We start from the raw sequence: 25146 nt of genomic DNA on the forward strand, positions 1-25146 counted from the left end.
TGTCCTGCTCTGCCTGCACGTTTCGGGACGATCCATACAAGGGAAGAGTTCATGCTTCGAATCCGCAAACTGGTTCTGGCCATGGCAGCAGCCTCGGCGCTGTCCTCGAGCATGGCCAACGCTCTGGGCTTGGGAGAGCTGACCCTGAAGTCGGCGCAGAACCAGCCACTGGAGGCCGAAATCGAACTGCTCGATGTGCGTGACCTGACCGCGGCGCAGCTGGCACCAAGCCTGGCCCCGCCTGAAGAGTTCGCCAAGGCAGGCGTGAACTTCTCCAGCGCCTTGCAGGACTTGCGCTTTACGCCTGTGATCAACCCCAATGGCCGAAGCGTGCTTCGCGTGACCTCCAGCCAGCCCATGCCGGGGCCGGTGGTCAAGTTCCTGGTACAGGTGATGTGGCCTCAGGGCCGCCTGTTGCGTGACTACAGCGTCCTGTTGGATCAGGCCAAGGCCCAGGGCCCGCAGGCCGCAACGGGCACTGTCGCCGCTGCGACCACCGGCCCTGGCAGCTATACGACCCAGCGCCGCGATACCCTGTGGCAGATCGCGGCGCGCAACGCCCAGGGCGGGTCGATCCAGCAAACCATGATCGCGATCCAGGCGCTGAACCCGGATGCGTTCATCGGCAACAACATCAACCAGCTCAAGGTAGGCCAGGTGTTGCGCCTGCCCGATCAGCAACAGATCCAGAGCATCGCCCAAGGTGAAGCCAATCGCGAGGTCGCCGAGCAGTACGCGGCCTGGCGCGAGGGTAGACGCCTGGGGCCACGTGCCCGCCAGCTCGACGCCACCCGCCGTGGTGCAGCAGACGCCGCACCCGCTGCCATCGCCCAAGGCGACAACCTGCGCCTGGTCAGCCCCGGCAACCAGCCGGGTACCGGTCAGGCCAAGGCGCTGAACGACAAGCTGGCAGTGGCCCAGGAAAGCCTGGACACCAGCCGCCGTGACAACGAAGAACTCAAAAGCCGCATGTCCGACCTGCAGAGCCAGCTGGACAAGCTGCAGCGCCTGATCGAGCTCAAGAACGATCAATTGGCCCGGCTGGAAGCTCAAGGTGCGGCTACCCCTGCGCCAGCAGCAGCGGTCCCTGGCGAACCCGGTCAACAGACCCTGGCGCCTGCGCAGGCGGCTGTGCCTGTGACCGACCCGGTCCCGACGGCGAGCCAGCCGGCCGTTCCCGATCAACCCGTGATCGCGCCAGCGCCCTCGGCTGCGCCAGACGCCCAACCCGCTGCCGCAGACACCCAGGCGGACAGCAGCCTCGACGACGTACTGGCAAGCCGCTGGTTGCTATGGCTGATCGCCGGTTCTACCGTCCTGGTCCTGGCGCTGCTGCTCTGGCTGCTGGCGCGTAAGCGCAGGGCCCAACAGGAAGCCGAGAAGCATTTGCGCATGGCGCGCGCTCTGGAAGAGGAGCAGATCGAGGGTTTCGATCCAGAGGATGACAGCCTGGATGGCGTCGAAGTCGTGTCCCCGACCGTTACGCTCTCGCCAGCGGCGGTCGCCGCCTCGGCGGCAGCGGCAGCGGCCTCTGAAAAACCCGTTGCACAACCTGTGCGTGAGCCCGCGGCAGACCCTTATGGGCCCTTGTTGGCGCAGGCCGAGGTGTGCATTGCCGAGGGTCGCCTGAACCGTGCCACGGAGCTGCTGGAGCCTGCAGTTGCCAGCGCGCCCAGGCGCGATGACCTGCGCTTGAAATTGATGGAGGTCTACGCTCGCCAAGGTGATCAAAGCGCCTTCGCCGAGCAGGAGCGCCAGTTGCCGGCGACGGCGGGGAACACCGCAGAAGTGGCCGGCCTTCGCGAGCGTTACCCGGCGATGCTGGCCTTGGCGGCGGCCGGTGTGGGCGCTGCTGCCTTGGCTGCCAAGCTGGACGAGCAGTATGTGCAAGGGCTGCTCGATGATCAGCCGGTTTCATCACCTGCAGTGGCAGCGGAGCCGCAGGCTCAGGCCGCTGCCGATTCGGACGCCTTCGGGGATATTCCGACGCTCGATACTGCGCAGCTGGATGATCCGGCGCTGGATGACGATTTCGACTTGAGCCTGGACGAGCCTTCTCCCGAGCCCGCGACATCGGCTGCCAGCCCGACCACTGATGCGCTCGCTTCAGAGGCCCAAATGCAAGACCCGGCCGATGCAGACTTCGAAACCTTGCTGGCGCAAGCCAGCGCTGAAGCCACGCCAGCCCAGGATCTGTCCGATTTCGACCTGGACATCGGTGAACCCGAGGGGACGGGTGATCGGGATGACGCAGCGCCCAGTGCAATCGATCCGGTACCGGCCTTTGATCCGGCCACCGATTTCAACCTGCCGGCCGATTTTGACCTCTCCCTGCAGGACGATTCGCCAGGCGCGCAACAGTTCGCCTCCGAACTCGATGACGTCAACGCCGAGCTGGACAAACTCTCGCAAAGTCTGGAGTCGCCCTCCCTGGAGCCGCACTTCACTGAAGAGGATGCCGCCGCGCAACCTGAGCTCGAACCGATCGACGACCTGGATTTCGACTTCTTTTCGGGCGCCGACGAGGTGGCCACCAAGCTCGATCTGGCCCGCGCCTACATCGACATGGGCGATCACCAAGGCGCCCGCGACATCCTCGACGAAGTGGTCAAGGATGGCGATGAACGTCAGCGCGAAGAAGCAGAGGATATGCTTTCGCGTCTGGTCTAGGCCTTCGCGTGGAGCCCTTTGGTCGTAACCCGTGAACCCGATGGCAGCCCTGTACGGCTGCCATTGTCGTTATAATCCCCGGCATTTCGTACACCAACAGGTTGCAGATTCTTGGACATCATCGACACCGCCTCGGCCGAATCCGCTGCCGAAGGCTGCACGCGTATCGCCTTGGGTGTGGAATACAAGGGCGCCCGCTACCGCGGCTGGCAACGCCAGGCCAGCGGCGTGCCCAGTGTTCAGCAAGCCTTGGAACAGGCACTTTCCAAAGTGGCCAACGAGCCCATTTCAGTCGTCTGCGCCGGCCGTACCGATGCAGGCGTGCATGGCTGTGGGCAGGTCGTGCATTTCGACACCCGTGCGGTGCGTGACGAACGCGCCTGGACCATGGGCACTAATTTCAACCTGCCCCATGACATCAGCGTCGTATGGTCCAAGCCCATGCCAGCCGATTTCCATGCGCGCTTCAAGGCCTGTGCCAGGCGCTATCGCTACGTGATCTACAACGATCCGATTCGGCCTGCTCACCTGGCCGAGGAGGTGACCTGGAATCATCGTCCGCTGGACACCGAGCGCATGGCGCAGGCCGCTTCGAGCCTGCTTGGCACCCATGATTTCAGCGCGTTCCGCGCTAGCCAATGCCAGGCCAAGTCGCCGATCAAGCACATCTATCACCTGCGGGTTACCCGTCACGGGCAGATGATCGTGCTGGATATCCGGGCTACCGCGTTCCTGCATCACATGGTACGCAACATCGCCGGCGTGCTGATGGCTATCGGCGCGGGCGAACGGCCGGTGGAGTGGGCGCGTCAGGTGCTCGAGGGGCGGGACCGCCGCGAAGGTGGCGTCACGGCCCACCCCTATGGGCTTTATCTGGTCCAGGTGGAGTACCCGGAGGCCTTTGCGCTGCCCGAGCGTTACATTGGCCCGCACTTTCTGACGGGCTACGACGCATTGGCTGACTGACGCACGAAGCGCCATTTGCTAAGATTCCGCCTTTGACCGCGCAAACAGGTTGCTGTCCATGAGCATCGTTCGCAGTAAAATCTGCGGGATCACCCGCATCGAAGACGCACTGGCGGCTGCCGAGGCTGGCGCCGATGCCATCGGGCTGGTCTTCTATGCCAAGAGCCCGCGTGCCGTGACCGTACAGCAGGCACGCGCCATCATTGCCGAGCTGCCGCCCTTCGTGACCACGGTCGGGTTGTTCGTCAATGCCACGCGTTGCGAGCTGAGTGAAATACTCGAAGCGGTGCCACTGGACCTCTTGCAGTTCCATGGTGATGAAACCCCGCACGATTGCGCAGGCCATCACCGGCCGTGGATCAAGGCCTTGCGGGTACGTCCGGGTGACGACCTGAAGCTTGCGTGCCGGCAATATGCCGACGCATCCGGCATCCTGTTGGACACCTTCGTGCCGGGTATCCCTGGAGGCACGGGCGAAGCGTTCGACTGGTCACTGGTGCCTGCCGGCCTGGGCAAGCCGATCATTCTGGCCGGTGGCCTGTCGGCGGACAACGTCGGGCAGGCGATCGCCCAGGTGCGCCCGTACGCGGTCGATGTCAGCGGCGGTGTCGAGCAGGCCAAGGGCATCAAGGACGCGGCCAGGATCGAAGCATTCGTACGCGCGGTGAAACAGGCTTGAGCAGATGTGACGGCAGGCAGCGCGCCATCGTCCATAGCTATCTCAGCCCCATGGGCCAGCCGGCCCTGCGTGGGGCGGTCAACCGAATTGTTCAGGGTGGTGCGGCAGGGGTGATGAACCCGGGTTGCCGCATCACCTACGTTTCATAAGCATTTGAGCTCAAAAGGGCAGGGCAGGCCGGCTACGCTGGTCCCCTCCCGCCGATACTGGAGAAAGAAAGCATGAGCAACTGGTTAGTCGACAAACTGATCCCTTCCATCATGCGTTCCGAGGTGAAGAAGAGCTCGGTACCTGAAGGCCTGTGGCACAAATGCCCGTCCTGTGAGGCCGTGCTGTACCGTCCGGAGCTGGAAAAGACCCTGGACGTATGCCCCAAGTGCAACCACCACATGCGCATCGGCGCACGTGCACGCATCGATATCTTCCTGGATGCCGAGGGCCGTGCCGAGCTGGGCGCCGACCTGGAGCCGGTCGACCGGCTGAAGTTCCGCGACGGCAAGAAGTACAAGGACCGTCTGACCGGCGCGCAGAAGCAGACCGGTGAAAAAGACGCCCTGATCTCCATGAGCGGCACCCTGATGGGCATGCCGATCGTGGTCAGCGCGTTTGAATTTTCCTTCATGGGCGGCTCCATGGGTGCCATCGTCGGCGAGCGTTTCGTGCGCGCAGCCAACTATGCCCTGGAACATCGCTGCCCGATGGTGTGTTTCTCGGCTTCCGGGGGTGCCCGCATGCAGGAAGCGCTGATCTCGCTGATGCAGATGGCCAAGACCTCTGCGGTGCTGGCGCGTCTGCGTGAAGAAGGCATCCCGTTCATCTCGGTACTGACCGACCCCGTCTACGGCGGCGTGTCCGCCAGCCTGGCGATGCTGGGCGACGTCATCGTTGGCGAGCCCAAGGCCCTGATCGGCTTTGCCGGCCCACGCGTCATCGAGCAGACCGTACGCGAGAAGTTGCCTGAAGGCTTCCAGCGTAGCGAATTCTTGCTGGAGCACGGTGCCATCGACCTGATCATCTCCCGGGGCGACCTGCGTCCACGGCTGGCGCGCCTGCTGGCCCAGATGACCGGCCAGCAGACCCCGGTCGAGGCCCTCGAGGCGGCTGCTGTCGCGTGATGACCCAACGGACCCTTGGCGAGTGGCTCGCCTATCTCGAGCAGCTGCACCCCTCTGCCATCGACATGGGGCTGGAGCGTTCGCAAGCGGTGCTGGCGCGCCTGGCACTGGGCAAGCTTGCCCCGCGTGTGGTGACAGTAACGGGCACCAACGGCAAGGGTTCGACTTGCGCGTTCCTCGCTTCGCTGCTGCGCACACAGGGGCTGAGGGTCGGCGTGTACAGTTCGCCGCACCTGCTGCGCTACAACGAGCGCGTGCTCATTGACGGCGTTGAAGCCAGCGATGCGCAGTTGTGCGAGGCGTTCGCAGCGGTCGAGGCGGCGCGCGGCGAAATCTCCCTGACCTATTTCGAGATGGGTACCCTGGCGGCGTTCTGGCTGTTCGAGCGTTCGCAGCTCGATGCGGTGGTGCTGGAAGTCGGGCTGGGTGGGCGGCTGGACACGGTGAATGTCGTGGACGCCGACATCGCGCTCGTGACCAGCATCGGGGTCGATCACATCGATTACCTGGGCGATACCCGCGAGCAGGTGGCTTTCGAGAAGGCAGGTATCTTCCGTGCCGGCAAGCCCGCGCTCTGTGGAGACCTCGATCCGCCTCAGCCGTTGCTCGACAAGGCCAGCGAACTGGCAGCTCCGCTGCGGTTGCGGGGCCGCGACTTCGACCTTCAGGTGGCCGAGCATGGCTGGAGCTGGCACGGCACATCCGGCGAAGGTGAAAAAGTCGTCTTGATGGACCTGCCCCTGCTGGATCTGCCCATGGAAAACGCCGCCTTGGCCCTGCAGGCCTACCTGCTGAGCGGCTTGCCCTGGCGTCCTGCGCAGCTGCGCCAGGCACTGGTCGATACGCGCATCACGGGTCGCCTCGATCGGCGCGTGATCCACTGGCGTGGCGCTGCGGTCGAGCTGCTGCTGGATGTCGGGCACAACCCACATGCAGCTCAGTACCTGGCCCGGCGTCTGGCATCCAGGCCACTGGCTGGCCGGCGTCTGGCCGTGTTCGGCTTGCTGTGCGACAAGGACCTCGAGGGTGTGATCGCGCCCTTGCAGGCCCTGGTCGATGAGTGGGCCGTTACACCGCTTGCCACCCCGCGTAGTCGGCCTGCTGCTGAATTGGCACAGGCCCTGACGAACCTCGGCGCCACAGTGAAGTCTTATGCCAGCGTCGACGCTGCCCTGGAGGGGCAGTGCGCGAACGCCACGGCAGATGATCAGATCCTGCTGTTCGGTTCGTTTTTCTGTGTCGCTCAGGCGCTGGAATGGTTGCAGCGGCATCCCCAGGAGGGTGGGATAGATGGCAGTGCTGGATAAAGGAATGAAGCAGCGCATGATCGGTGCGCTGGTGCTGGTCGCGCTGGCGGTGATTTTCCTGCCAATGCTGTTTTCGCGGCAGGATGAAATGCGTGAGGTGCACGTCGATGCCCCTCAGGCGCCTGTTGCACCGTCGGTGCCTGAGGTAAAGGTCGACCCTGTTGCCGTGCCCGAACCCCAGGCCTTGCCAGAGCAAGCGGATCCGGCGCCGGTGGTGGTAGACGAGTCGTCCGCGCCAGCGCGTGCGCCCAGCCAGCCCATCACGCCGTCGCCGCAGACCCAGCAGGCCCAACCTGCTCCGCCGGCCGTGGCCAAGGTAGAGCCCAAGGCGCCGGCCGCTTCTGCGCCAGCAGCAACGTCGACCAAGGCCGGCGCGCCGTCCAAACTGGACGCCAACGGCCTGCCGGTCAGTTGGTCGATTCAATTGGCGAGCCTGTCCAACCGGGCAGGCGCCGAGAAGCTGCAGCAGACCCTGCGTAGCCAGGGCTACAACGCCTATATCCGCGCAGCCGGTGGCATGAATCGGGTGTATGTCGGCCCGCTGATCGAGCGTGCCGACGCCGAGCGCACCCGCGATGCCATCAACCGCCAAAACAGCCTCAAAGGCTTCGTCGTGCGCTTCCAGCCGGAACGCAGCTGAAGGAGAGGGGCGGCATTGCCGTCCCGTCCCAGTCAGCGAGCATATTGGCGGTGCCCAGCAGGCTTGCTGTCCTGGCTGGGCGATCCACTGACATTCCGCTTACCTAAGCCCTCGTCGCTCTGGTAAAATCCGCCGCCTCAACGATCTGCAGGCAGCACCGTGGCATTTACCCTGGTTGATTGGGCGATCATCGCGATCATCGCCATCTCCACACTGATCAGTCTCAAACGCGGCTTCGTCAAGGAAGCCCTGTCCTTGCTCATCTGGATCATTGCCGGTGCGGTGGCGTGGATGTTCGGTGGCTCGCTCTCGGTGTACCTGGAGAGCTATATTCAGACGCCCTCCATGCGTGTGATCGCCGGCTGCGGTATCTTGTTTGTCGCCACCTTGCTGGTGGGGGCGATGCTCAACTTTCTCATCGGCGAACTGATCCGTGTTACCGGCCTATCGGGCACCGATCGTTTTCTGGGCATGGTCTTCGGCGCCGCCAGGGGCGGCCTGCTGGTGGTCGTGGCACTCGGGCTGCTGAGCCTGGGGCCGGTTCAACAAGACGCGTGGTGGCAGGAGTCTCGCCTGATCCCACGGTTTCTACTGGTAGCCGACTGGTCCAAAAACCTGGTCGTGGGCTTCACCAGCCAATGGATGTCCAACGGAGCGATCAGCACACCGGCCGATCTTCCGTTCAAGGAGCAGCTGCTCGGGCCGACCCGGCCTTGAGCGCTATTCACTCAAGTTTCATCAAAGTAGGGGTTGCGTCGCATGTGTGGCATCGTCGGTATCGTCGGTAAGTCGAACGTCAATCAGGCGCTGTATGACGCGCTTACGGTCCTCCAGCACCGCGGCCAGGACGCTGCCGGTATCGTGACCAGCCATGACGGCCGGTTGTTCCTGCGCAAGGATAATGGCCTGGTGCGCGATGTGTTCCAGCAGCGCCACATGCAACGCCTGGTGGGGAGCATCGGCATCGGCCATGTGCGCTACCCGACAGCCGGCAGCTCGACCTCCGCCGAGGCCCAGCCATTCTACGTCAACTCGCCATACGGCATCACCCTGGCTCACAACGGCAACCTCACCAACGTCGAGCAGTTGGCCAAGGAGATCTACGAGTCGGACCTGCGTCACGTCAATACCAACTCCGATTCCGAGGTGCTGCTCAACGTATTCGCTCATGAGCTGGCCGTGCGCGGCAAGCTGCAGCCTACCGAGGAGGACGTGTTCGCCGCGGTCTCCCATGTGCACAGCCGCTGCGTCGGCGGTTACGCCGTCGTTGCCATGATCACGGGCTACGGCATCGTCGGTTTCCGCGACCCCAACGGTATCCGTCCGGTCGTCTTCGGTCAGCGCCACACCGACGAAGGTGTGGAGTACATGATCGCGTCGGAAAGCGTTGCGCTCGACGTGCTCGGGTTCACCCTGATTCGCGACCTGGCGCCAGGTGAAGCGGTGTACATCACCGAAGAAGGCCAGCTGTACACCAAGCAGTGTGCCCAGGCCCCGAAACTGCAACCCTGCATTTTCGAACACGTCTACCTGGCCCGCCCGGACTCGATCATGGACGGTGTCTCGGTGTACAAGGCGCGTCTGCGCATGGGCGAGAAGCTCGCCGACAAGATTCAGCGCGAGCGCCCGGATCATGGCATCGACGTGGTCATCCCTATCCCGGACACCAGCCGCACTGCCGCGCTTGAGTTGGCTAACCACCTGGGCGTGAAATTCCGCGAAGGCTTCGTCAAGAACCGCTACATCGGCCGCACCTTCATCATGCCGGGCCAGGCTGCCCGCAAGAAGTCCGTGCGCCAGAAACTCAATGCCATCGAGCTTGAGTTCCGTGGCAAGAACGTCATGCTGGTTGACGATTCGATCGTGCGCGGCACCACCTGCAAGCAGATCATCCAGATGGCGCGCGAGGCCGGCGCCAAGAATGTCTATTTCTGCTCCGCAGCACCTGCAGTGCGCTACCCCAACGTCTACGGCATCGACATGCCGAGCGCTCACGAACTGATCGCCCACAACCGTACCACCGAGCAGGTGGCCGAGTTGATCGGCGCCGACTGGCTGGTCTATCAGGACCTGCCTGACCTGATCGATTCGGTCGGTGGCGGCAAGATCAAGATCGAGCATTTCGATTGCGCGGTATTCAACGGTGAGTATGTCACTGGCGATATCGATGAAGCCTACCTTGACCGTATCGAGCAGGCCCGCAATGACCTGGCCAAGGTCAAGACCCAGGCAGTCAGCGCAATCATCGACCTCTACAACAACTGATTTCAGGGAGCGATGGCATGACCGATCAATGGGATGCCGGGCGACTGGACAGCGACCTGGAGGGTGTCGGCTTCGACACCCTGGCAGTGCGCGCCGGTCAGTGCCGTTCACCGGAGGCCGAGCACAGCGAAGCGCTGTTCCTGACCTCCAGCTACGTATTCCGTACGGCTGCCGATGCGGCTGCGCGCTTTGCCGGTGAAACCCCAGGCAATGTCTATTCGCGCTATACCAACCCGACCGTACGGGCATTCGAAGAGCGCCTGGCGGCAATGGAAGGTGCCGAGCAGGCCGTGGCCACCTCCACTGGCATGGCGTCGATTCTGGCCGTCGTCATGTCGCTGTGCAGTGCAGGCGATCATGTACTGGTGTCTCAGAGCGTTTTCGGGTCGACCATCAGCCTGTTCGAGAAGTACTTCAAGCGCTTCGGCTTGCAGGTGGACTACGTGCCGTTGGTCGATCTTGCTGGCTGGGAGCAGGCCATCCAGGCCAATACCAAGCTGCTGATCGTCGAGTCGCCTTCCAACCCACTGGCCGAATTGGTCGATATTGCTGCGCTCAGCGAAATCGCCCATGCCCGTGGGGCCATGCTGGTGGTGGACAACTGCTTCAGCACACCGGCCTTGCAGCAACCGCTCAAGCTCGGTGCCGATATCGTCTTCCACTCCGCAACCAAGTTCATCGATGGCCAAGGCCGTTGCATGGGCGGTGCAGTGGCGGGCCGCGCCGAACAGATGAAGGAAGTGGTCGGTTTCCTGCGCACGGCGGGCCCGACGCTCAGCCCCTTCAACGCCTGGGTATTCACCAAGGGCCTGGAGACGCTGCGCCTGCGTATGCGCGCACACTGCGAGAGTGCTCAGGCACTGGCGCAGTGGCTGGAGCAGCAGGACGGCATCGAAAAAGTGCATTACGCCGGCCTGCCGAGCCATCCGCAGCACGAATTGGCCAAGCGCCAGATGAGTGGCTTCGGCGCTGTAGTGAGCTTTGAGGTCAAGGGCGGCAAGGAAGGGGCCTGGCGCTTCATCGATGCTACCCGGGTCGTCTCGATCACCACCAACCTGGGTGACAGCAAGACCACCATCGCTCACCCGGCCACCACCTCCCATGGCCGCTTGACGCCGCAGGAGCGTGCGGCTGCCGGCATCCGCGACAGCCTGATTCGTGTGGCTGTGGGCTTGGAAGACGTGGCGGATCTACAGGCTGATCTGGCGCGTGGACTGGCGGCATTGTGATCGAAATTGGCCTCAATACGCCCGGCCATAACGGCCGGGTCGCTTTGGTCACCGGTGCCGCGCGCGGTATTGGACTTGGTATTGCCGCCTGGCTGATCTGCGAAGGTTGGCAGGTGGTGCTCAGTGACCTCGACCGCCAGCGGGGGGCGAAAGCGGCCAAGGCACTGGGGGACAATGCCTGGTTCATCACCATGGATGTAGCAGACGAGTCCCAAGTCAGTGCCGGGGTGTCCGAGGTGCTCGGGCAATTCGGCAGGCTTGACGCGCTGGTGTGCAATGCTGCGATTGCCAACCCCCACAGCCAGACGCTTGAAAGCCTGAGCCTGGCTCAATGGAATCGTGTGCTGGCAGTCAATCTCAATGGCCCGATGCTGCTGGCCAAGCACTGTGCGCCTTACCTGCGCGCGCACAATGGCGCCATCGTCAACCTGACGTCCACGCGGGCGCGGCAGTCCGAGCCTGACACAGAAGCTTATGCCGCCAGCAAAGGGGGCCTGGTGGCACTGACCCATGCGCTGGCCATCAGCCTGGGCCCGGAGATTCGTGTCAACGCCGTGAGCCCGGGGTGGATTGATGCCCGAGATCCCTCCCAGCGCCGTGCCGAGCCCTTGAGCGATGCCGACCACGCCCAGCACCCCACCGGTCGCGTGGGCACCGTCGAGGACGTTGCAGCCATGGTCGCCTGGCTGCTGTCCCGGCAGGCAGCGTTCGTGACCGGTCAGGAGTTCGTGGTCGACGGCGGTATGACCCGCAAGATGATCTACACCTGAAGGCCCTTGTGGGCAGGTAGGCAGAGGAGGGGACCGCAAGGTCCCTTTTTCATGTCCAGGCTTGGCTTGGGTCTGAATCAGGATGTGCTCGGCTTTGCACTGGGCACCGGCGACTTGGAAAAAAACTCAACAGGGCTATTGACTTAGCGTCGTCACCTGCGTAAATTTCGCGGCCTCAGCGAAGCAAACGCAACAAGCAACATCGCGAGGGTGATTAGCTCAGCCGGGAGAGCATCTGCCTTACAAGCAGAGGGTCGGCGGTTCGATCCCGTCATCACCCACCACTTCCTGAGATGTTCCTGACGCTCAAAGCTTTGCAAGAAGCTGACAGCCAGAGAGGAATGCACTGCGCAGCGGTAGTTCAGTCGGTTAGAATACCGGCCTGTCACGCCGGGGGTCGCGGGTTCGAGTCCCGTCCGCTGCGCCATTTTGATTAACAGATGGGTGCTTGTCACCGGTCTGAAGCCACAAGGTCGAGCGCCTTGGGCTGACCCAGTTTCAATCGGGCGCAAGCCTGAACGATACGCAGCGGTAGTTCAGTCGGTTAGAATACCGGCCTGTCACGCCGGGGGTCGCGGGTTCGAGTCCCGTCCGCTGCGCCATCTTCGCATCAAGGTCCCTAGAACACCTTGAGGCAACCATGACGAATGGTCATTGAGCCGTTTTTCATGCCTTCCCCCAGGCTGTCTGGTGGGTAGACCCAAGTTTCAATCGGGCGCAAGCCTGAATGATACGCAGCGGTAGTTCAGTCGGTTAGAATACCGGCCTGTCACGCCGGGGGTCGCGGGTTCGAGTCCCGTCCGCTGCGCCATCTTCGCACCAAGGGCCTTTGAACACCTTGGCGCTACGCGAAAGCGACCTTCGGGTCGCTTTTTGCGTTTTTGGCGTTTGCCGTATTTACCTTGCCGCCTGCATGAAACCTTGCGGGTACTTCACCGACCAGCGGTTCCTGTACCTGGCTGCTGTGTTGCACAATAGGCACCTTCTTGAAATACCCGGAACCCTCGATGACAAGATCTTCCGTTTCTGGTGCGCTCGTGCTGGCCGCCCTGTTGGCCGTGTCGAGCGGTTGTGCGTCCAAGAAACCTGCGGTGTACGAGCATGAGAACTTCGACGACTCAGGCACGTTCTCGCGCAGCTTTCCCGTAGGGGATGCCAACTCCTGCGAAGCCGCACGCCGTGCGCTGCTCAGCCAGGGCTATATCATCACCAGCAGCGGCCCTAACCAGGTGGTCGGCAACAAGAGTTTCCAGCAAAACAGCGATAACCACCTGCAGATCAGCTTCAATGTCACGTGTGCGCCCGATGCGAGCGACGAGCAGCACTCGACCATGTTCGCCAACGCCTTGCAGGACCGCTATGCCCTGAAGAAGTCCAATACATCGGCAAGCCTGGGAGTAGGGGTGCTGGGGTCGGTGTCGATGCCGATTGGCTCGAGCGATGACTCCATGGTGAAAGTGGCCAGTGAGACAGTCACCGCCGCGCAGTTTTACGACCGCTACTTCGCGTTGGTGGAAAGTTACCTGCCCAAGACCAAGCCCAAGGCCCAATCCTTGAGCCAGCCCAAAGCTGAACAACCCGCGCCCAAGGCTGAGAAGCCTGCGGTGGAACTGGGCTTGCCGGAGCAGGCTGCGGCAAACCCAGCGCCAGTCCCGGTCGAGGCTGCACCTGCACCGGCTGAGCCAGACACTGCGCCCAAGGACGGTGCATCGCCCGCGGCCGTCGCGCCTAGCCAGCAGGCTCTCCAGGCACCTGACAGTGGGGATGAATTGAGCTCGCAGCCCGTTGCGCCCCCGGCCGATGCGGCGCCCATCGAGGTGCAGCCGGCTGAGCCGGCCGTGCCAGCCCCGCAGGATCAAACGGCTACACAGGGCCAGCCCTCTACCCCATGAGGCCGTAAAGCCGGCGCCGCCACGCTTCGGGCGTCAAATCGGCCAGGCGCTAGCGAGGTTTGACAGACCGGTCGATCAGCGGTACGCCACTGAGCGCCTGCAGCGTTTGGAAGGTGATGGCCGCGCAAATCTCGACCACTTCGAGCCCTGCCGGCGTTACGTCCAGTACCGCGAGGTCCGTGTAGATGCGGCTCACGCACCCGATGCCCGTCAGAGGGTAGGTGCATTCGCTCACCAATTTGCTTTCTCCGGTTTTGGTCAGGTGGTCCATCATCACGAACACTTGCCGGGCGCCGGTGGCCAGGTCCATCGCGCCGCCCACCGCGGGGATCGACCCCTCGGCGCCGGTGTGCCAGTTAGCCAGGTCGCCGTTCACCGAAACCTGAAAAGCACCGAGCACAGCGATGTCCAGATGCCCACCGCGCATCATCGAAAATGAATCGGCGTGGTGGAAATAGGAACCACCGGTCAGCAGGGTCACGTGCTGCTTGCCAGCATTGATCAAGTCGTCGTCTTCCTCGCCTGGCGCAGGGCTGGGTCCCATGCCCAGCACTCCATTTTCACTGTGCAGGAACACTTCCTTGTCGCCCAGGTAGTTGGCGACGAGTGTGGGGGCGCCGATGCCCAGGTTGACGTAGGCACCTTCCTCAATGTCGGCTGCAACACGCTGGGCCATGGCGGTACGCGAGAGTCGTTGGTTGATGGTCATGGCCAGGCCTCAGAATGGGTGGGTGGTCTGATGAGCGGCGGCGGGGGCCGCTACCACGCGTTGCACGAAGATGCCCGGCGTGACGATATGCTCCGGGTCCAGCTCACCCAGCGCGACGATCTGGTCGACCTGGACGATGGTGGTCTTGGCAGCCATGGCCATGATCGGCCCGAAGTTGCGGGCGGCCTTGCGGTAGATCAGGTTGCCCCAGCGATCACCCTTATGGGCCTTGATCAAGGCGAAATCGGCGTGCAACGGCATCTCCAGTACGTACTGGCGGCCGTCGATTTCCCGGGTTTCCTTGCCTTCGGCGAGCAAGGTGCCATAGCCGGTGGGTGAAAAGAAGGCGCCGATGCCAGAGCCTGCTGCGCGAATGCGCTCGGCCAGGTTGCCTTGCGGTACGACCTCCAGCTCGATCTTGCCAGCCCGATACAGGGCGTCGAAAACGTACGAGTCCGATTGGCGCGGGAACGAACAGATGATCTTGCGCACACGTTCGGCCTTGAGCAATGCAGCAAGGCCAGTGTCGCCGTTGCCAGCATTGTTGCTGATGATGGTCAGGTCGCGTGCACCGGTGGCGATCAACCCGTCGATGAGTTCAGAGGGCATGCCGGCTGTACCGAAACCGCCAATCAGCAGGGTCGAGCCATCGGTGATGCCCGCCACGGCGCTGGCAATGGTTGCGTGGGTCTTGTCGATCAAGGCGTAGCTCCCGTCGATGCTTGTAAAAACGCCACCTGTGCAGTGCACCATGCTTCGAGCACTGACTGGCGCTTGATGGGGAATGAACGTGAAGCTAGCTTGCCGCAAGCCGGGCCATGGGCGCAGGCGCCGAGGCAATATCTGGGCGATTACCGAACCGTTGTTGCGCGCGCGCGTCGCGTCGGCCTGTGTGAGGGGCGAATTGGATTAAACGAACGAGCCGGTCCACAGGTCCATGATCCTGACACGCGAGGGCGCGCTGCGCGAAAAGCATCGTCACGTCACCCTCCTGTCACGTCATCGCGCTAGGGTGCCGATGAACTCAGCAAACCGTATTCGGATAAGGACGCAGGAAGATGGACGACTACCAGGAAGAGCTGCTGGAATTTCAGGCCCACGAGATGGACACGCCTGAACCGGCCGAAGACGCTACCGAACTTTAGTCCCCGCGTCGCTGCGTGCGGCGGTAACCGCCAGGCGTGAGCCCAGTCCAGCGCTTGAACGCGCGCTGGAAAGCCTCTGCCGAAGCGAACCCCAGCAGGTAGGCGATTTCGCCGAAGCTCAACTGGGTGTCGCGGATATAGGTCTCGGCCAGGTCGCGTCGGGTGCCGTTCAACAGGTCACGAAAACGCGTGCCTTCTTCTGCCAGCCTGCGACGCAGCGTCCAGGGCGGAAGTTGGAGCTGCAGGGCAATTTCGTCGAGCTCCGGTTCACGTCCACCGTTTAGCAGCGGCCCTAGCAAATGGGTTATACGCTCGCCTAGGCTGCGCACGCGGGTCAGCTGATCCATGTGCGCCTCGCTCAGGGCCAGCAGTTGGTGCCAGGTGCTGGGGCAATGCCTGGGGTTTGGCAATTGCAGCGTGGCGCGGCTCAGGCGCAACTGGTTGCACTCGGCGGCAAAGCGGACCGGCGCGCTGCACAGGGGCTGATAGAGGGCGGCGTAGCCTGGGGCTGCGAACTCGATGTCCATCCGCTCGGCCACCACTGGCGTACCGACCAGGTCGCCCAGCTGGGCCAGCCAGCCGACGAGCAGCGAGTCGACCACAAAGCGGTTGTAGGCGTTGTAGGGGCTGATGGAGTAAAAACGCAGCCAAGCGCCTTCGCCATCTTCGCAGTAAGTGCAATGGCCTCGATAGTTGGACGCGTACAGCGGCTCTAAGCGTAGCAGGGTGCGCGCCGCCTCGCCCAGGGTCGGCGCTTGCCCTGCCGTGACCCCGGCCAGCCCGGTATGGGCCAGCCGGCTCAACTGGCCAATCTGCAAACCCAGTGCAGGCTCGGCGCACAATGCGATGGCGGCGTGGCCCAGGTGCATGTAGCGCGGTATCGACAGGCGCGCATTGGCCTGGGCCAGCCGCGCCGCGTCCAGGCCATAGCGTTCGAGCAAGGGTGCAGGGTCGTGACCCAGCCGTCGAATCGCCTCCGCCAAGGGTTGCACAAAGCCTACCGACAGGTCGCCCAGCCTTACCTGCGGGCGGCTCATGGTGCTAGAGCCATATGTTCAGCAAGCGGGCACCTGGGCTGGGTGGCCCAGCCAACAGGTCGCCGGCTTGCCAGACGAAACCCTGGCCATCGGCGCCGTGCTCCCAGAACTGGCCGCGCATGAAGACGCTCACACTGCTCACCTGGTGACCGATAGGCGCGGTCAGCCGGTGCCAGGCGTCCTGCTCGCTGACTTCGCCACGCTTGACGGCCAAACGCGTGCTGACAGGCTGATGGCGATTTCCCCGCCAGGGCTCCAGCCAGCTGTGCCTGCCGCTCAGGAAGGCAGGGATGGCCACCAGTTCGACCGACTGGGCCAGCAACTGGTGGTGATTCTCCGGATACCAGCTGTCGCTTCCCACCAATACGCCAAGCCGCCCCGCAGGCGTCTGCAGCACCTGCAGAGGCTGGTCCACACCCGGGTGTATGAACCGCCTGTTCTCGCTGTCCGGATAGTGCTGGGGCTGGGGTTGGCCCAGGATGGTGCCGTCGCCGGCGAACACCACGCTGCTGTTGAACAACGGGCCGCGCCCGGGGTGCAATGCACCCTCGCTGACGTAGGGTTGCGGCAGCACGATCGAGCCGGCTACCAGGGTTACGCCGAATTCCTTGGCCAAGCCGCCGAACACCTGCTGGTAATCGGCGGCCATCTGATCGGCCTTCATGCGCAGGTGAGCATCGGCCCGTCGGTCATCGCCCTCGGCCGCGAGCATGGCCCAGCCATAGCGAAGCGGATTGCTCAGTTCGAACCATTGCAGGGCCTCACGCTGGTGGGTCACCTGGTACAACGCGTTCTTCTCGCCGCGTGCCCACAGCCAGGTACCGATGTGCTCAGGCAATACCACCACGGTGCGAGGCGTGATCAGGCCCAGCGTGCGCGCCTGCTCGAGGTAGGCGGCAAGCTTGCGGTGCAGACGTTGCAGGTCCTGGTAGTCCCCTGGGTACAGCAGCGGCTCGACGCCCAGCAGGTTGCCGTGTTCACCGGGTTGCCCGTGGTTGACTGCCAGCTCGATGCGCAGGTCGGACAGGTAGTGCCCCTGCGGGCGCTGTTGGGTCCAGAAGGCATAACCACACAAGGCGGCGATCACCACCAGCAGCAGGGCAGTTGTCAGGAGTTTTTTCATGAAACAGTAGAAGGCAATGGGCATGAGGGAGCCCTAGGGTAGACGCGCTGTTCGTGATGATCAATAACTTGTCAGTTCCGGTCATTGAGCCGGTTCAAACGGCTGTTTACTGTCTGCTTCATATAACGACAAGGCCGCCTTTAGGCCAGATGCCCGTTTACCGTGATCACCTTGGGAATCCGAACCATGACAGACACCCCTTACCCGCACCTGCTGGCCCCGCTGGACCTGGGCTTCACCACGTTGCGTAACCGTACCCTGATGGGCTCCATGCACACGGGTCTTGAGGAACGTCCTGGCGGGTTCGAGCGCATGGCTGCCTATTTTGCCGAACGGGCGCAGGGCGGCGTAGGGCTGATGGTCACAGGCGGCATTGCACCCAATGACGAGGGCGGTGTGTACGCAGGCGCCGCCAAACTCAGCACCGATGCCGAAGCCGAGCAGCACCGCATCGTCACCGAAGCAGTGCACGCCGCAGGTGGCAAGATTTGCCTGCAGATCCTGCATGCCGGGCGCTATGCCTACAGCCCGCATCAAGTGGCGCCAAGCGCCATTCAAGCGCCGATCAACCCGTTCAAGCCCCGGGAACTGGACGAGGCGGGAATCGAAAAACAGATTGCCGACTTCGCCCACTGCGCGCTGCTTGCGCAAAAGGCAGGTTACGACGGCGTCGAGGTCATGGGCTCGGAAGGCTATTTCATCAACCAGTTCCTCGCCGCCCACACCAACCACCGCACCGACCGTTGGGGTGGCAGCTACGAAAATCGCATGCGCCTGGCGGTGGAAATCGTCAGCCGGGTGCGCGGCGCGGTGGGCCCGAATTTCATCATCATCTTCCGCCTTTCGATGCTCGACCTGGTCGAGGGCGGCAGCTCCTGGGACGAGATCGAGACCCTGGCCAAGGCCATCGAGCGGGCGGGGGCCACGTTGATCAACACGGGTATTGGCTGGCACGAGGCGCGCATTCCCACCATCGCCACCAAGGTGCCGCGGGCAGCCTTCAGCAAGGTCACCGCCAAGTTGCGTGGAGTAGTGGGTATTCCTTTGATCACCACCAACCGTATCAATACCCCAGAAGTGGGCGAGGCGGTGCTGGCCGAAGGGGATGCGGACATGGTGTCCATGGCCCGGCCGTTTCTGGCCGATCCTGCCTTCGTCAACAAGGCTGCCGCCGGGCGTGCTGATGAAATCAATACCTGCATCGGCTGCAACCAGGCGTGCCTGGACCATACGTTCGGCGGCAAGCTGACCAGCTGCCTGGTAAACCCACGGGCCTGCCATGAAACCGAACTCAACTACCTGCCCGTGCGCATGGCCAAGCGCATTGCCGTCGTGGGTGCCGGCCCAGCAGGCCTTGCCGCTGCAACAGTGGCCGCTGAACGTGGCCATGTGGTGACCTTGTTCGAATCGGCCAGCGAAATTGGCGGCCAGTTCAATGTTGCCAAGCGCGTGCCAGGCAAGGAGGAATTCAACGAGACCCTGCGGTATTTTCGCAACAAGCTACGCACCACGGGCGTTGACGTACGCTTGAACACGCGCGTCGACGTGCCAGCGCTGGTGGCCGGCGGCTATGACGAAATCATCCTCGCGACTGGCATTCTCCCCCGCGCGCCGGCGATCCCGGGGATTGGGCACCCCAAGGTGCTCAGCTACCTGGATGTGCTGCTCGAGCGTAAGCCTGTGGGCAAGACAGTGGCTGTGATCGGCGCAGGGGGCATCGGTTTCGATGTATCCGAATACCTGGTGCATCAGGGCGTATCCACCAGCCTGGACCGCGAAGCATTCTGGAAGGAGTGGGGTATCGATACCCACCTCCAGGCGCGCGGTGGTGTGGCCGGTATCACGCCACAGCCCCACGCACCCGCCCGGCAGGTGTACTTGATGCAGCGCAAGACCTCCAAGGTAGGGGATGGCTTGGGCAAGACCACTGGCTGGATCCACCGCACCGGGTTGAAGAACAAGCAGGTGAAGATGCTCAATGGCGTCGAGTACCTGGCCATTGATGACGCGGGCCTGCATGTGCGCATTGGCGGCGGCGAGCCGCAGGTGCTGGCGGTGGACAACGTGGTGATCTGCGCAGGCCAGGACCCGCTGCGCGAATTGCAGGACGGTCTGGTGGCTGCGCGGCAGTCGGTACACTTGATCGGCGGTGCTGACGTGGCGGCAGAACTCGATGCCAAGCGGGCGATCGATCAGGGGTCGAGGTTAGCGGCGCAGCTTTGATTCACGGCCCATACCAGTGGCTGTGCTGATAGACTGACGCCCATGCCTGTCGAACTCCCCCTGGCCCCTCTGCAACGCTTGACATTGCCCTGGCTGGCGAGGGGGCAGGTCGAGACCGCCATCCTGCGCCTTGACCTGATCGACCCTCTGATCAGCGGCAACAAGTGGTTCAAGTTGCGCCATCACCTTGAGCAGGCGCTCGATGCCAAGGCCCCTGGCCTGGTGAGCCTGGGCGGCAACCATTCCAACCACCTTCATGCTATGGCCGCTGCCGGCAAGCGGTTGGGCCTGGCCACGGCCGGCCTGCTGCGGGGGCACCCGTGCCAAACACCCACCGTGCAGGACTTGCAGGCAATGGGCATGCAACTGCACTGGCTGGGTTACGAGGGCTACCGACAACGTAACGAGGTGGGGTTCTGGACGCCCTGGCACGCGCGCTATCCCGGCTGGCACTGCATCCCCGAAGGGGGAGGCGGGCAGGCCGGCGCCCAGGGGTGCGCGTCGATCGTGACCCACCTGCACGCGCAGCTTGCGACACTGGGCTGGCCGGACTATGACGCCTGGTGGCTGGCCGCGGGCACCGGCACCACGCTTGCAGGCCTGGTGCTGGCCGAGTCAGGGGCCCATGCCGTGCATGGGGCGTTGGCCGTACCCGACCACTATGGCGTGGCCGAGACCGTGGCGGCACTTGCCGGCACCCAGGGTTACCGCCTGCACAGTGCCAGCCGGGGCGGCTTCGGCAAGTTCGACGAACAACTGCTGGCCTTCATTGCCGACTGCGAGCAGCAGGCCGGGATCCCTTTCGAGGCGCTCTATACCGGCAAGGCATTGCTCGCGCTCAAGGCTCAGGTCGAAGCCGGATTGTTCGCGCCCGGCACTCGCTTGGTGTTCGTCCATACCGGCGGCTTGCAGGGCCGTCGGGGTTACTTGTAAGGCAGCATGCGCAGCAACGTATTGTCGCGTTTGACATAGTGATGATAAAGGCCGGCCAGCGCATGCAGGCCGATCAGCCAGTAGCCCCAGGTACCCACACGCTCATGCCAGCCCTTGATGAACTTGGCCAGGTCTACGTCAGGGCCGATCAGGTGCGGCAGCTCAAGGCCATAGAACGGTATCGGTTTGTCGGCGGCGCTGAGGATCAGCCAGCCGGCCAGCGGCATGCCGATCATCAGCAGGTACAGCAGCAGGTGAACCAGATGGGCCAGGCCGGTTTGCCAAGCAGGGGGTTTGGGTGAGATGGGAGGCGCGCGATGGAGTACGCGCATGGCCAGGCGCAGCCATACCAGCACGAACACGCTCAGGCCCAACATGAAATGCAGGTCTTTCATCAGGTTGCGCTCTGCGCTGTCGCGCGGGAAGATCCCGCGAAACTCGATACAGGCATAAACGGCGGCCAGCAGCACCAGCATCAGCCAGTGCAGGACAATGGACACGCGCGCGTAATGGGGCGCTGGGGTGCTCGAAACCATGGTTGATCCTCATCGGTCGGTGGGGTAGCGCTCTTGGTGGCGCTCAGGTCCAGTTTACGGGTTACCCGGGCTGCATCATTGCTCCAGGTCGGTGAAAAATATGTTGCCGCCTATGGGAGGATCTGCGGTCAGAGAGCCAGCGCGCCTGGCCACTGATCGGCAACCAGGAACACCCGCTCTACCTCTTGCCAGCTGCCGTCCTGCTGCCGTTGCACGTTGACCAGCAACTGCGCAGGCGCATCGGGCGCCAGCAGGTGCAGCCACGCGGCGAACTGAGCAGCGCTCCAGACCTCGCAGGCCGCACACCGTGCGGGGGCCAGCCAGGCGCTGCGCGCCAGCGGTTGCCAATGCCCGTCTGGTGCGCTGATCCAGTCCTTGCGATGCAACCACCGGCCACGCAAGTGCTGGGGGTGGACGCCCTGCGGCGCCTGGCTCGCGGCCAGCGTCGGGTAGAACAGGTAGCCCCCCATCCACATGCTGGCCTGCACCGTAGGCAGGTCGAGCCGCTCGAGGGCGGTACGGCCCTGGGTGCTGGCTGACATGGGCAACTGGTGGCGGCGGGTGTGTTCCAGCTTGGCTTGCAGGCGATCGTGGCAGCCAGGCCCCAGCCAGCCCCCAGGGTCGGTACCGAAGCGCTCAGGGCCCAGGTACAGCTTGATGGCCAGTTCCAGGTGATGCACCCCATCGCGATCACGCAGCACCACATCCAGCTCGCCCAAGGTCCGGCCGTCTTCGCGGATAGCCAGGTTGGCCGCCAACAGTTCGACGCCGGGCGCCTGTTGCAAGGCAAACTGCCACAGGCGTTCGTAATACAGCCCGAGGCGGCGGCTGCCAAGGCCCTTGAGCCAGTGCTGCAAGGGCGTGTCATCGGCGTCCAGCCCGTGCAGCCAGGCCTGTAACGCCTGCGGCCGCTCCACCCAGAGGCTGCCTGCCAGCGGGTGGCGCTGGGGGCAGCCTGCGTTCTCCAGCAGCGGCGGCGAGAGCAGGGTCCAGGCAAGGTCACGCACCGCGGGGCGCTGGAACAGCCGGGGCAGGTGCACGAGCGAAGGAAATGGCATCATCCTGCGAGCATAGCCGGTTTGCCGCTGCTTCGTGGTTCGCCCATAATCGCTGCATCGTCACCCGTCGCAGAGCCTTGCAGGAGCCCCATGGAGCAATTTCGCAATATCGGTATCATCGGTCGTCTCGGCAGCTCGCAGGTGCTGGACACCATCCGCCGACTGAAAAAATTCCTCCTCGAGCGCCACTTGCATGTGATCCTCGAAGACACCATCGGTGAAGTCCTGCCCGGCCACGGGCTGCAGACTTCCACCCGCAAGCTGCTGGGCGAGGTCTGTGACCTGGTCATCGTGGTCGGCGGCGACGGCAGCCTGCTGGGCGCTGCGCGTGCCCTGGCGCGTCACAATATCCCGGTACTGGGCATCAATCGGGGCAACCTGGGCTTTCTCACTGACATCCGTCCGGATGAACTGGAAGAGAAAGTCTCCGAGGTGCTCGAGGGTCACTACCTGGTCGAGAACCGTTTCCTGCTGCAAGCCGAAGTGCGCCGTCATCAGGAGGCGATCGGCCAGGGCGATGCGCTCAACGACGTGGTCCTGCACCCCGGCAAGTCCACCCGCATGATCGAATTCGAGATCTACATCGACGGCCAGTTCGTCTGCAGCCAGAAGGCCGACGGCCTGATCGTCGCCACCCCGACCGGCTCCACCGCCTACGCATTGTCCGCAGGTGGCCCGATCATGCACCCCAAGCTCGATGCAATCGTCATCGTGCCCATGTACCCGCACACCTTGTCAGGGCGGCCGATCGTCGTCGATGGCAACAGCGAGCTGAAGATCGTGGTGGCCAAGGACCTGCAGATCTACCCGCAGGTGTCGTGTGACGGTCAGAACCACTTCACCTGTGCACCCGGTGACACCATCACGGTGAGCAAGAAGCCCCAGAAGCTGCGCCTGATCCACCCGCTGGACCACAACTACTACGAAGTCTGCCGCACGAAGCTTGGCTGGGGCAGCCGCCTGGGGGGCAGGGACGACTGATGCTGGATCCGGCGCGCAGTTTCGACATCATCGGTGACGTTCACGGCTGTGCCTTGACCCTCGAGCGTTTGCTCGACGCCCTCGGTTACCAGCGCATTGCCGGCGTGTGGCGCCACCCTCGGCGCCAGGCGCTGTTTTTGGGCGATATCGTGGACCGCGGCCCGCGTATCCGCGAAGCCCTGCACATCGTTCACGACATGGTCGCCGCCGGGCAGGCGCACTGCATCATGGGCAATCACGAATACAGCGCCCTAGGGTGGGTGACGCCGGCACTGCCGGGCAGTGGCAAGGCCTTCGTGCGCGAACACACCCCTCGCCACGCCAGGCTCATCGACGAAACCCTCACCCAGTTCGCCCATCACCCTGCGGACTGGCAGGCGTTTCTCGACTGGTTCCAGACGCTACCCCTGTTCATCGATGCCGGTCGCTTTCGCCTCGTACACGCCTGCTGGGATGCACGCCTGATCGAGCCTCTGCGTCGCCAGTACCCCGACGGGCGCGTCGACCGCCACTTCGTCCAGGCGTCGGCGGTGAGCGGCAGCTTTGCCGCCAACGTCTGCAACCGCCTGCTGCGCGGCACCGACATGCGCTTGCCCGATGGCCTCACCCTGACCGGTGGCGATGGCCTGACCCGCGCCTTCTTCCGCACCAAGTTCTGGGAAGACGACCCGCAGACCTACGGGGACATCGTCTTCCAGCCCGATGCGCTGCCAGCGGAGGTGGCCAACACACCGCTGAGCCACAGCCAGAAGAGCGCGTTGCTGCGCTACGCCGAGGACGAGCCCATGCTGTTCGTTGGCCATTACTGGCGCAGCGGCCGGCCCGCCCCGATTCGCAGCAACCTGGCCTGCCTGGACTACAGCGCCGTGTTGTACGGCAAGCTGGTCGCCTACAGGCTGGACGATGAAACCCGTATCGACCCCCGCAAGTTCGTCTGGGTGGATGTCGACCGACCACAGGCTAGCCAATGAACATTATCCAAGTGATGCGCCTGCCGCTGACGGTGGACCTCAGCGGTTTCGTGCAGATGCTGCAACGCTTGCAGGTACCGCACCGGGTCAGCGAGGAGGGCGAGGACCAGGTACTCTGGGCGCCTGATACCCTGGCCGACGAGGTGTTGCACCTCTACCAGCGCTACCCCGATGGCAACGCCGACCTGCAGGCCGAGCCTGACCCCGCGTTGCCCGACCAGCAGGTGCAAGAGGTGCCACAGCCGTCGCTGCTGGCCCAGGCAAAGGCTTGCAAGGTCACTGCCCTGACGCTGCTGCTGACCTTCATGGTCGCTGGGCTCACGGGCTTGGGCGACAACTTCACCACCATCAGCTGGTTCACGTTTCTCGATTTTCACGTGCAGGGCGATTACCTGTACTTCGCGCCCCTGGCCGAGGGCCTGGCGCACGGGCAATGGTGGCGGCTGGTCTCGCCCATGCTGCTTCATTTCGGCGCGCTGCACCTGGCCATGAACAGCCTGTGGTTCTGGGAGCTGGGCAAGCGCATCGAACTGCGCCAGGGCCCGTGGACGTTGCTGGGGCTCACCCTGCTGTTCAGCCTGGTATCGAACCTGGCCCAACACTACACCACGGGGCCTGGCCTGTTCGGTGGGCTTTCAGGCGTGCTTTATGGCCTGCTCGGGCACATCTGGCTGTATCAATGGCGGGCGCCAAACCCGCACTTCAACCTGCCCAAGGGCGTGCTGGTGATGATGCTCCTCTGGCTGGTGGTGTGCCTGACCGGCGTCGTCGGCACCCTGGGCCTGGGCCAGATCGCCAACGCCGCGCACGTCGGCGGGTTGCTCATCGGATGCCTGACCGGGCTCTTGGGTGGGGCGCTCGCCCGGCGTAAACTGTCGGCTTGAATCAGGAGACAAC

Annotated in this window: 22 protein-coding genes and 4 tRNA genes; 20 read left to right on the forward strand and 6 right to left on the reverse strand. The window is 63.7% G+C overall.

Annotated features, from left to right (window positions below):
- Positions 1-51: 51 nt before the first annotated feature.
- The 15 genes from NMB38_RS06795 to NMB38_RS06865 all read left to right on the forward strand — a co-directional run bounded on the left by NMB38_RS06795 (position 52) and on the right by NMB38_RS06865 (position 13533).
- On the forward strand, positions 52-2670 hold the full coding sequence (locus NMB38_RS06795) for a motility hub landmark protein FimV (RefSeq protein WP_494354928.1): 2619 nt from the start codon (positions 52-54) through the stop codon (positions 2668-2670).
- Between the two features lie 111 nt (positions 2671-2781).
- Positions 2782-3636: a tRNA pseudouridine(38-40) synthase TruA gene (truA, locus tag NMB38_RS06800; protein ID WP_088523036.1), complete on the forward strand. Its 855-nt coding sequence runs from the start codon at positions 2782-2784 to the stop codon at positions 3634-3636.
- Positions 3637-3694: 58 nt separating this feature from the next.
- Positions 3695-4315 (forward strand): phosphoribosylanthranilate isomerase, encoded by a 621-nt coding sequence (locus tag NMB38_RS06805; protein WP_027916495.1) that lies wholly within the window; start codon positions 3695-3697, stop codon positions 4313-4315.
- A gap of 221 nt (positions 4316-4536) precedes the next feature.
- Positions 4537-5430 carry an acetyl-CoA carboxylase, carboxyltransferase subunit beta gene (accD, locus tag NMB38_RS06810; protein ID WP_023535975.1) on the forward strand — a complete coding sequence of 298 codons (894 nt, stop codon included), beginning with the start codon at positions 4537-4539 and terminating at the stop codon, positions 5428-5430.
- Positions 5430-6737 (forward strand): bifunctional tetrahydrofolate synthase/dihydrofolate synthase, encoded by a 1308-nt coding sequence (gene folC, locus NMB38_RS06815; protein ID WP_088523037.1) that lies wholly within the window; start codon positions 5430-5432, stop codon positions 6735-6737. The genes accD and folC overlap by 1 nt, the downstream gene beginning before the upstream one ends.
- A complete protein-coding gene (locus NMB38_RS06820; protein ID WP_111475706.1) occupies positions 6721-7377 on the forward strand; it encodes an SPOR domain-containing protein in 657 nt (218 codons plus the stop codon). The genes folC and NMB38_RS06820 overlap by 17 nt, the downstream gene beginning before the upstream one ends.
- Positions 7378-7536: 159 nt before the next feature.
- Complete coding sequence (locus NMB38_RS06825; RefSeq protein WP_027916498.1) at positions 7537-8094, forward strand: CvpA family protein; 558 nt, start codon at positions 7537-7539, stop codon at positions 8092-8094.
- Between the two features lie 42 nt (positions 8095-8136).
- Positions 8137-9642: an amidophosphoribosyltransferase gene (gene purF / locus NMB38_RS06830; protein ID WP_023535974.1), complete on the forward strand. Its 1506-nt coding sequence runs from the start codon at positions 8137-8139 to the stop codon at positions 9640-9642.
- A gap of 17 nt (positions 9643-9659) precedes the next feature.
- Complete coding sequence (locus NMB38_RS06835; protein ID WP_027916499.1) at positions 9660-10871, forward strand: O-succinylhomoserine sulfhydrylase; 1212 nt, start codon at positions 9660-9662, stop codon at positions 10869-10871.
- Positions 10868-11641 carry an SDR family oxidoreductase gene (locus NMB38_RS06840; protein ID WP_027916500.1) on the forward strand — a complete coding sequence of 258 codons (774 nt, stop codon included), beginning with the start codon at positions 10868-10870 and terminating at the stop codon, positions 11639-11641. The genes NMB38_RS06835 and NMB38_RS06840 overlap by 4 nt, the downstream gene beginning before the upstream one ends.
- A 208-nt stretch (positions 11642-11849) precedes the next feature.
- A tRNA-Val gene (locus NMB38_RS06845) sits at positions 11850-11925 on the forward strand.
- A 66-nt stretch (positions 11926-11991) separates the two neighbouring features.
- Positions 11992-12068: transfer RNA gene (locus NMB38_RS06850), tRNA-Asp, on the forward strand.
- Positions 12069-12166: 98 nt separating this feature from the next.
- Positions 12167-12243, forward strand: a tRNA-Asp gene (locus NMB38_RS06855).
- 132 nt (positions 12244-12375) lie between these two features.
- Positions 12376-12452: transfer RNA gene (locus NMB38_RS06860), tRNA-Asp, on the forward strand.
- Between the two features lie 196 nt (positions 12453-12648).
- A complete protein-coding gene (locus NMB38_RS06865) occupies positions 12649-13533 on the forward strand; it encodes a DUF2242 domain-containing protein (RefSeq protein WP_050587375.1) in 885 nt (294 codons plus the stop codon).
- 49 nt (positions 13534-13582) lie between these two features.
- Here NMB38_RS06865 and NMB38_RS06870 read toward each other — a convergent pair whose 3' ends face one another.
- The 4 genes from NMB38_RS06870 to NMB38_RS06885 all read right to left on the reverse strand — a co-directional run bounded on the left by NMB38_RS06870 (position 13583) and on the right by NMB38_RS06885 (position 17547).
- Positions 13583-14242 carry a 3-oxoacid CoA-transferase subunit B gene (locus NMB38_RS06870; RefSeq protein ID WP_027916501.1) on the reverse strand — a complete coding sequence of 220 codons (660 nt, stop codon included), beginning with the start codon at positions 14240-14242 and terminating at the stop codon, positions 13583-13585.
- A 9-nt stretch (positions 14243-14251) separates the two neighbouring features.
- On the reverse strand, positions 14252-14944 hold the full coding sequence (locus NMB38_RS06875; protein WP_027916502.1) for a 3-oxoacid CoA-transferase subunit A: 693 nt from the start codon (positions 14942-14944) through the stop codon (positions 14252-14254).
- A gap of 439 nt (positions 14945-15383) precedes the next feature.
- Complete coding sequence (locus NMB38_RS06880) at positions 15384-16424, reverse strand: AraC family transcriptional regulator (RefSeq protein WP_027916503.1); 1041 nt, start codon at positions 16422-16424, stop codon at positions 15384-15386.
- 4 nt (positions 16425-16428) lie between these two features.
- Complete coding sequence (locus NMB38_RS06885; protein WP_027916504.1) at positions 16429-17547, reverse strand: nitrilase-related carbon-nitrogen hydrolase; 1119 nt, start codon at positions 17545-17547, stop codon at positions 16429-16431.
- A gap of 186 nt (positions 17548-17733) precedes the next feature.
- On the opposite strand from NMB38_RS06885, the gene NMB38_RS06890 reads away from it, so the two are divergent.
- Both NMB38_RS06890 and NMB38_RS06895 read left to right on the forward strand, forming a co-directional pair.
- Positions 17734-19770: an oxidoreductase gene (locus NMB38_RS06890; RefSeq protein WP_494354929.1), complete on the forward strand. Its 2037-nt coding sequence runs from the start codon at positions 17734-17736 to the stop codon at positions 19768-19770.
- A gap of 42 nt (positions 19771-19812) precedes the next feature.
- Complete coding sequence (locus tag NMB38_RS06895) at positions 19813-20703, forward strand: 1-aminocyclopropane-1-carboxylate deaminase/D-cysteine desulfhydrase (RefSeq protein WP_125922552.1); 891 nt, start codon at positions 19813-19815, stop codon at positions 20701-20703.
- Here the strand turns inward: NMB38_RS06895 and NMB38_RS06900 are convergent.
- Positions 20694-21239 carry a cytochrome b gene (locus NMB38_RS06900; RefSeq protein WP_027916507.1) on the reverse strand — a complete coding sequence of 182 codons (546 nt, stop codon included), beginning with the start codon at positions 21237-21239 and terminating at the stop codon, positions 20694-20696. The two genes, NMB38_RS06895 and NMB38_RS06900, sit on opposite strands and share 10 nt — an antisense overlap.
- A 128-nt stretch (positions 21240-21367) precedes the next feature.
- Complete coding sequence (locus tag NMB38_RS06905; RefSeq protein ID WP_236165962.1) at positions 21368-22300, reverse strand: DUF1853 family protein; 933 nt, start codon at positions 22298-22300, stop codon at positions 21368-21370.
- 87 nt (positions 22301-22387) lie between these two features.
- Between NMB38_RS06905 and NMB38_RS06910 the strand changes: the two genes are divergently transcribed.
- The 3 genes from NMB38_RS06910 to NMB38_RS06920 are packed head-to-tail and all read left to right on the forward strand — an operon-like array spanning position 22388 to position 25133.
- Positions 22388-23278, forward strand: a complete 891-nt coding sequence (locus NMB38_RS06910) for an NAD(+) kinase (RefSeq protein ID WP_027916509.1) — start codon at positions 22388-22390, stop codon at positions 23276-23278.
- Positions 23278-24249, forward strand: coding sequence for a metallophosphoesterase (locus NMB38_RS06915; protein WP_027916510.1), 972 nt, complete (start codon positions 23278-23280; stop codon positions 24247-24249). The genes NMB38_RS06910 and NMB38_RS06915 overlap by 1 nt, the downstream gene beginning before the upstream one ends.
- Entirely contained in the window at positions 24246-25133 is an 888-nt protein-coding gene (locus NMB38_RS06920; protein ID WP_028688146.1) for a rhomboid family intramembrane serine protease, read from the forward strand. Before NMB38_RS06915 ends, NMB38_RS06920 begins: the two co-directional genes overlap by 4 nt.
- Positions 25134-25146: the final 13 nt, after the last annotated feature.

The sequence above is a fragment of the Pseudomonas sp. FBCC-B35 genome (genome assembly GCF_059133755.1).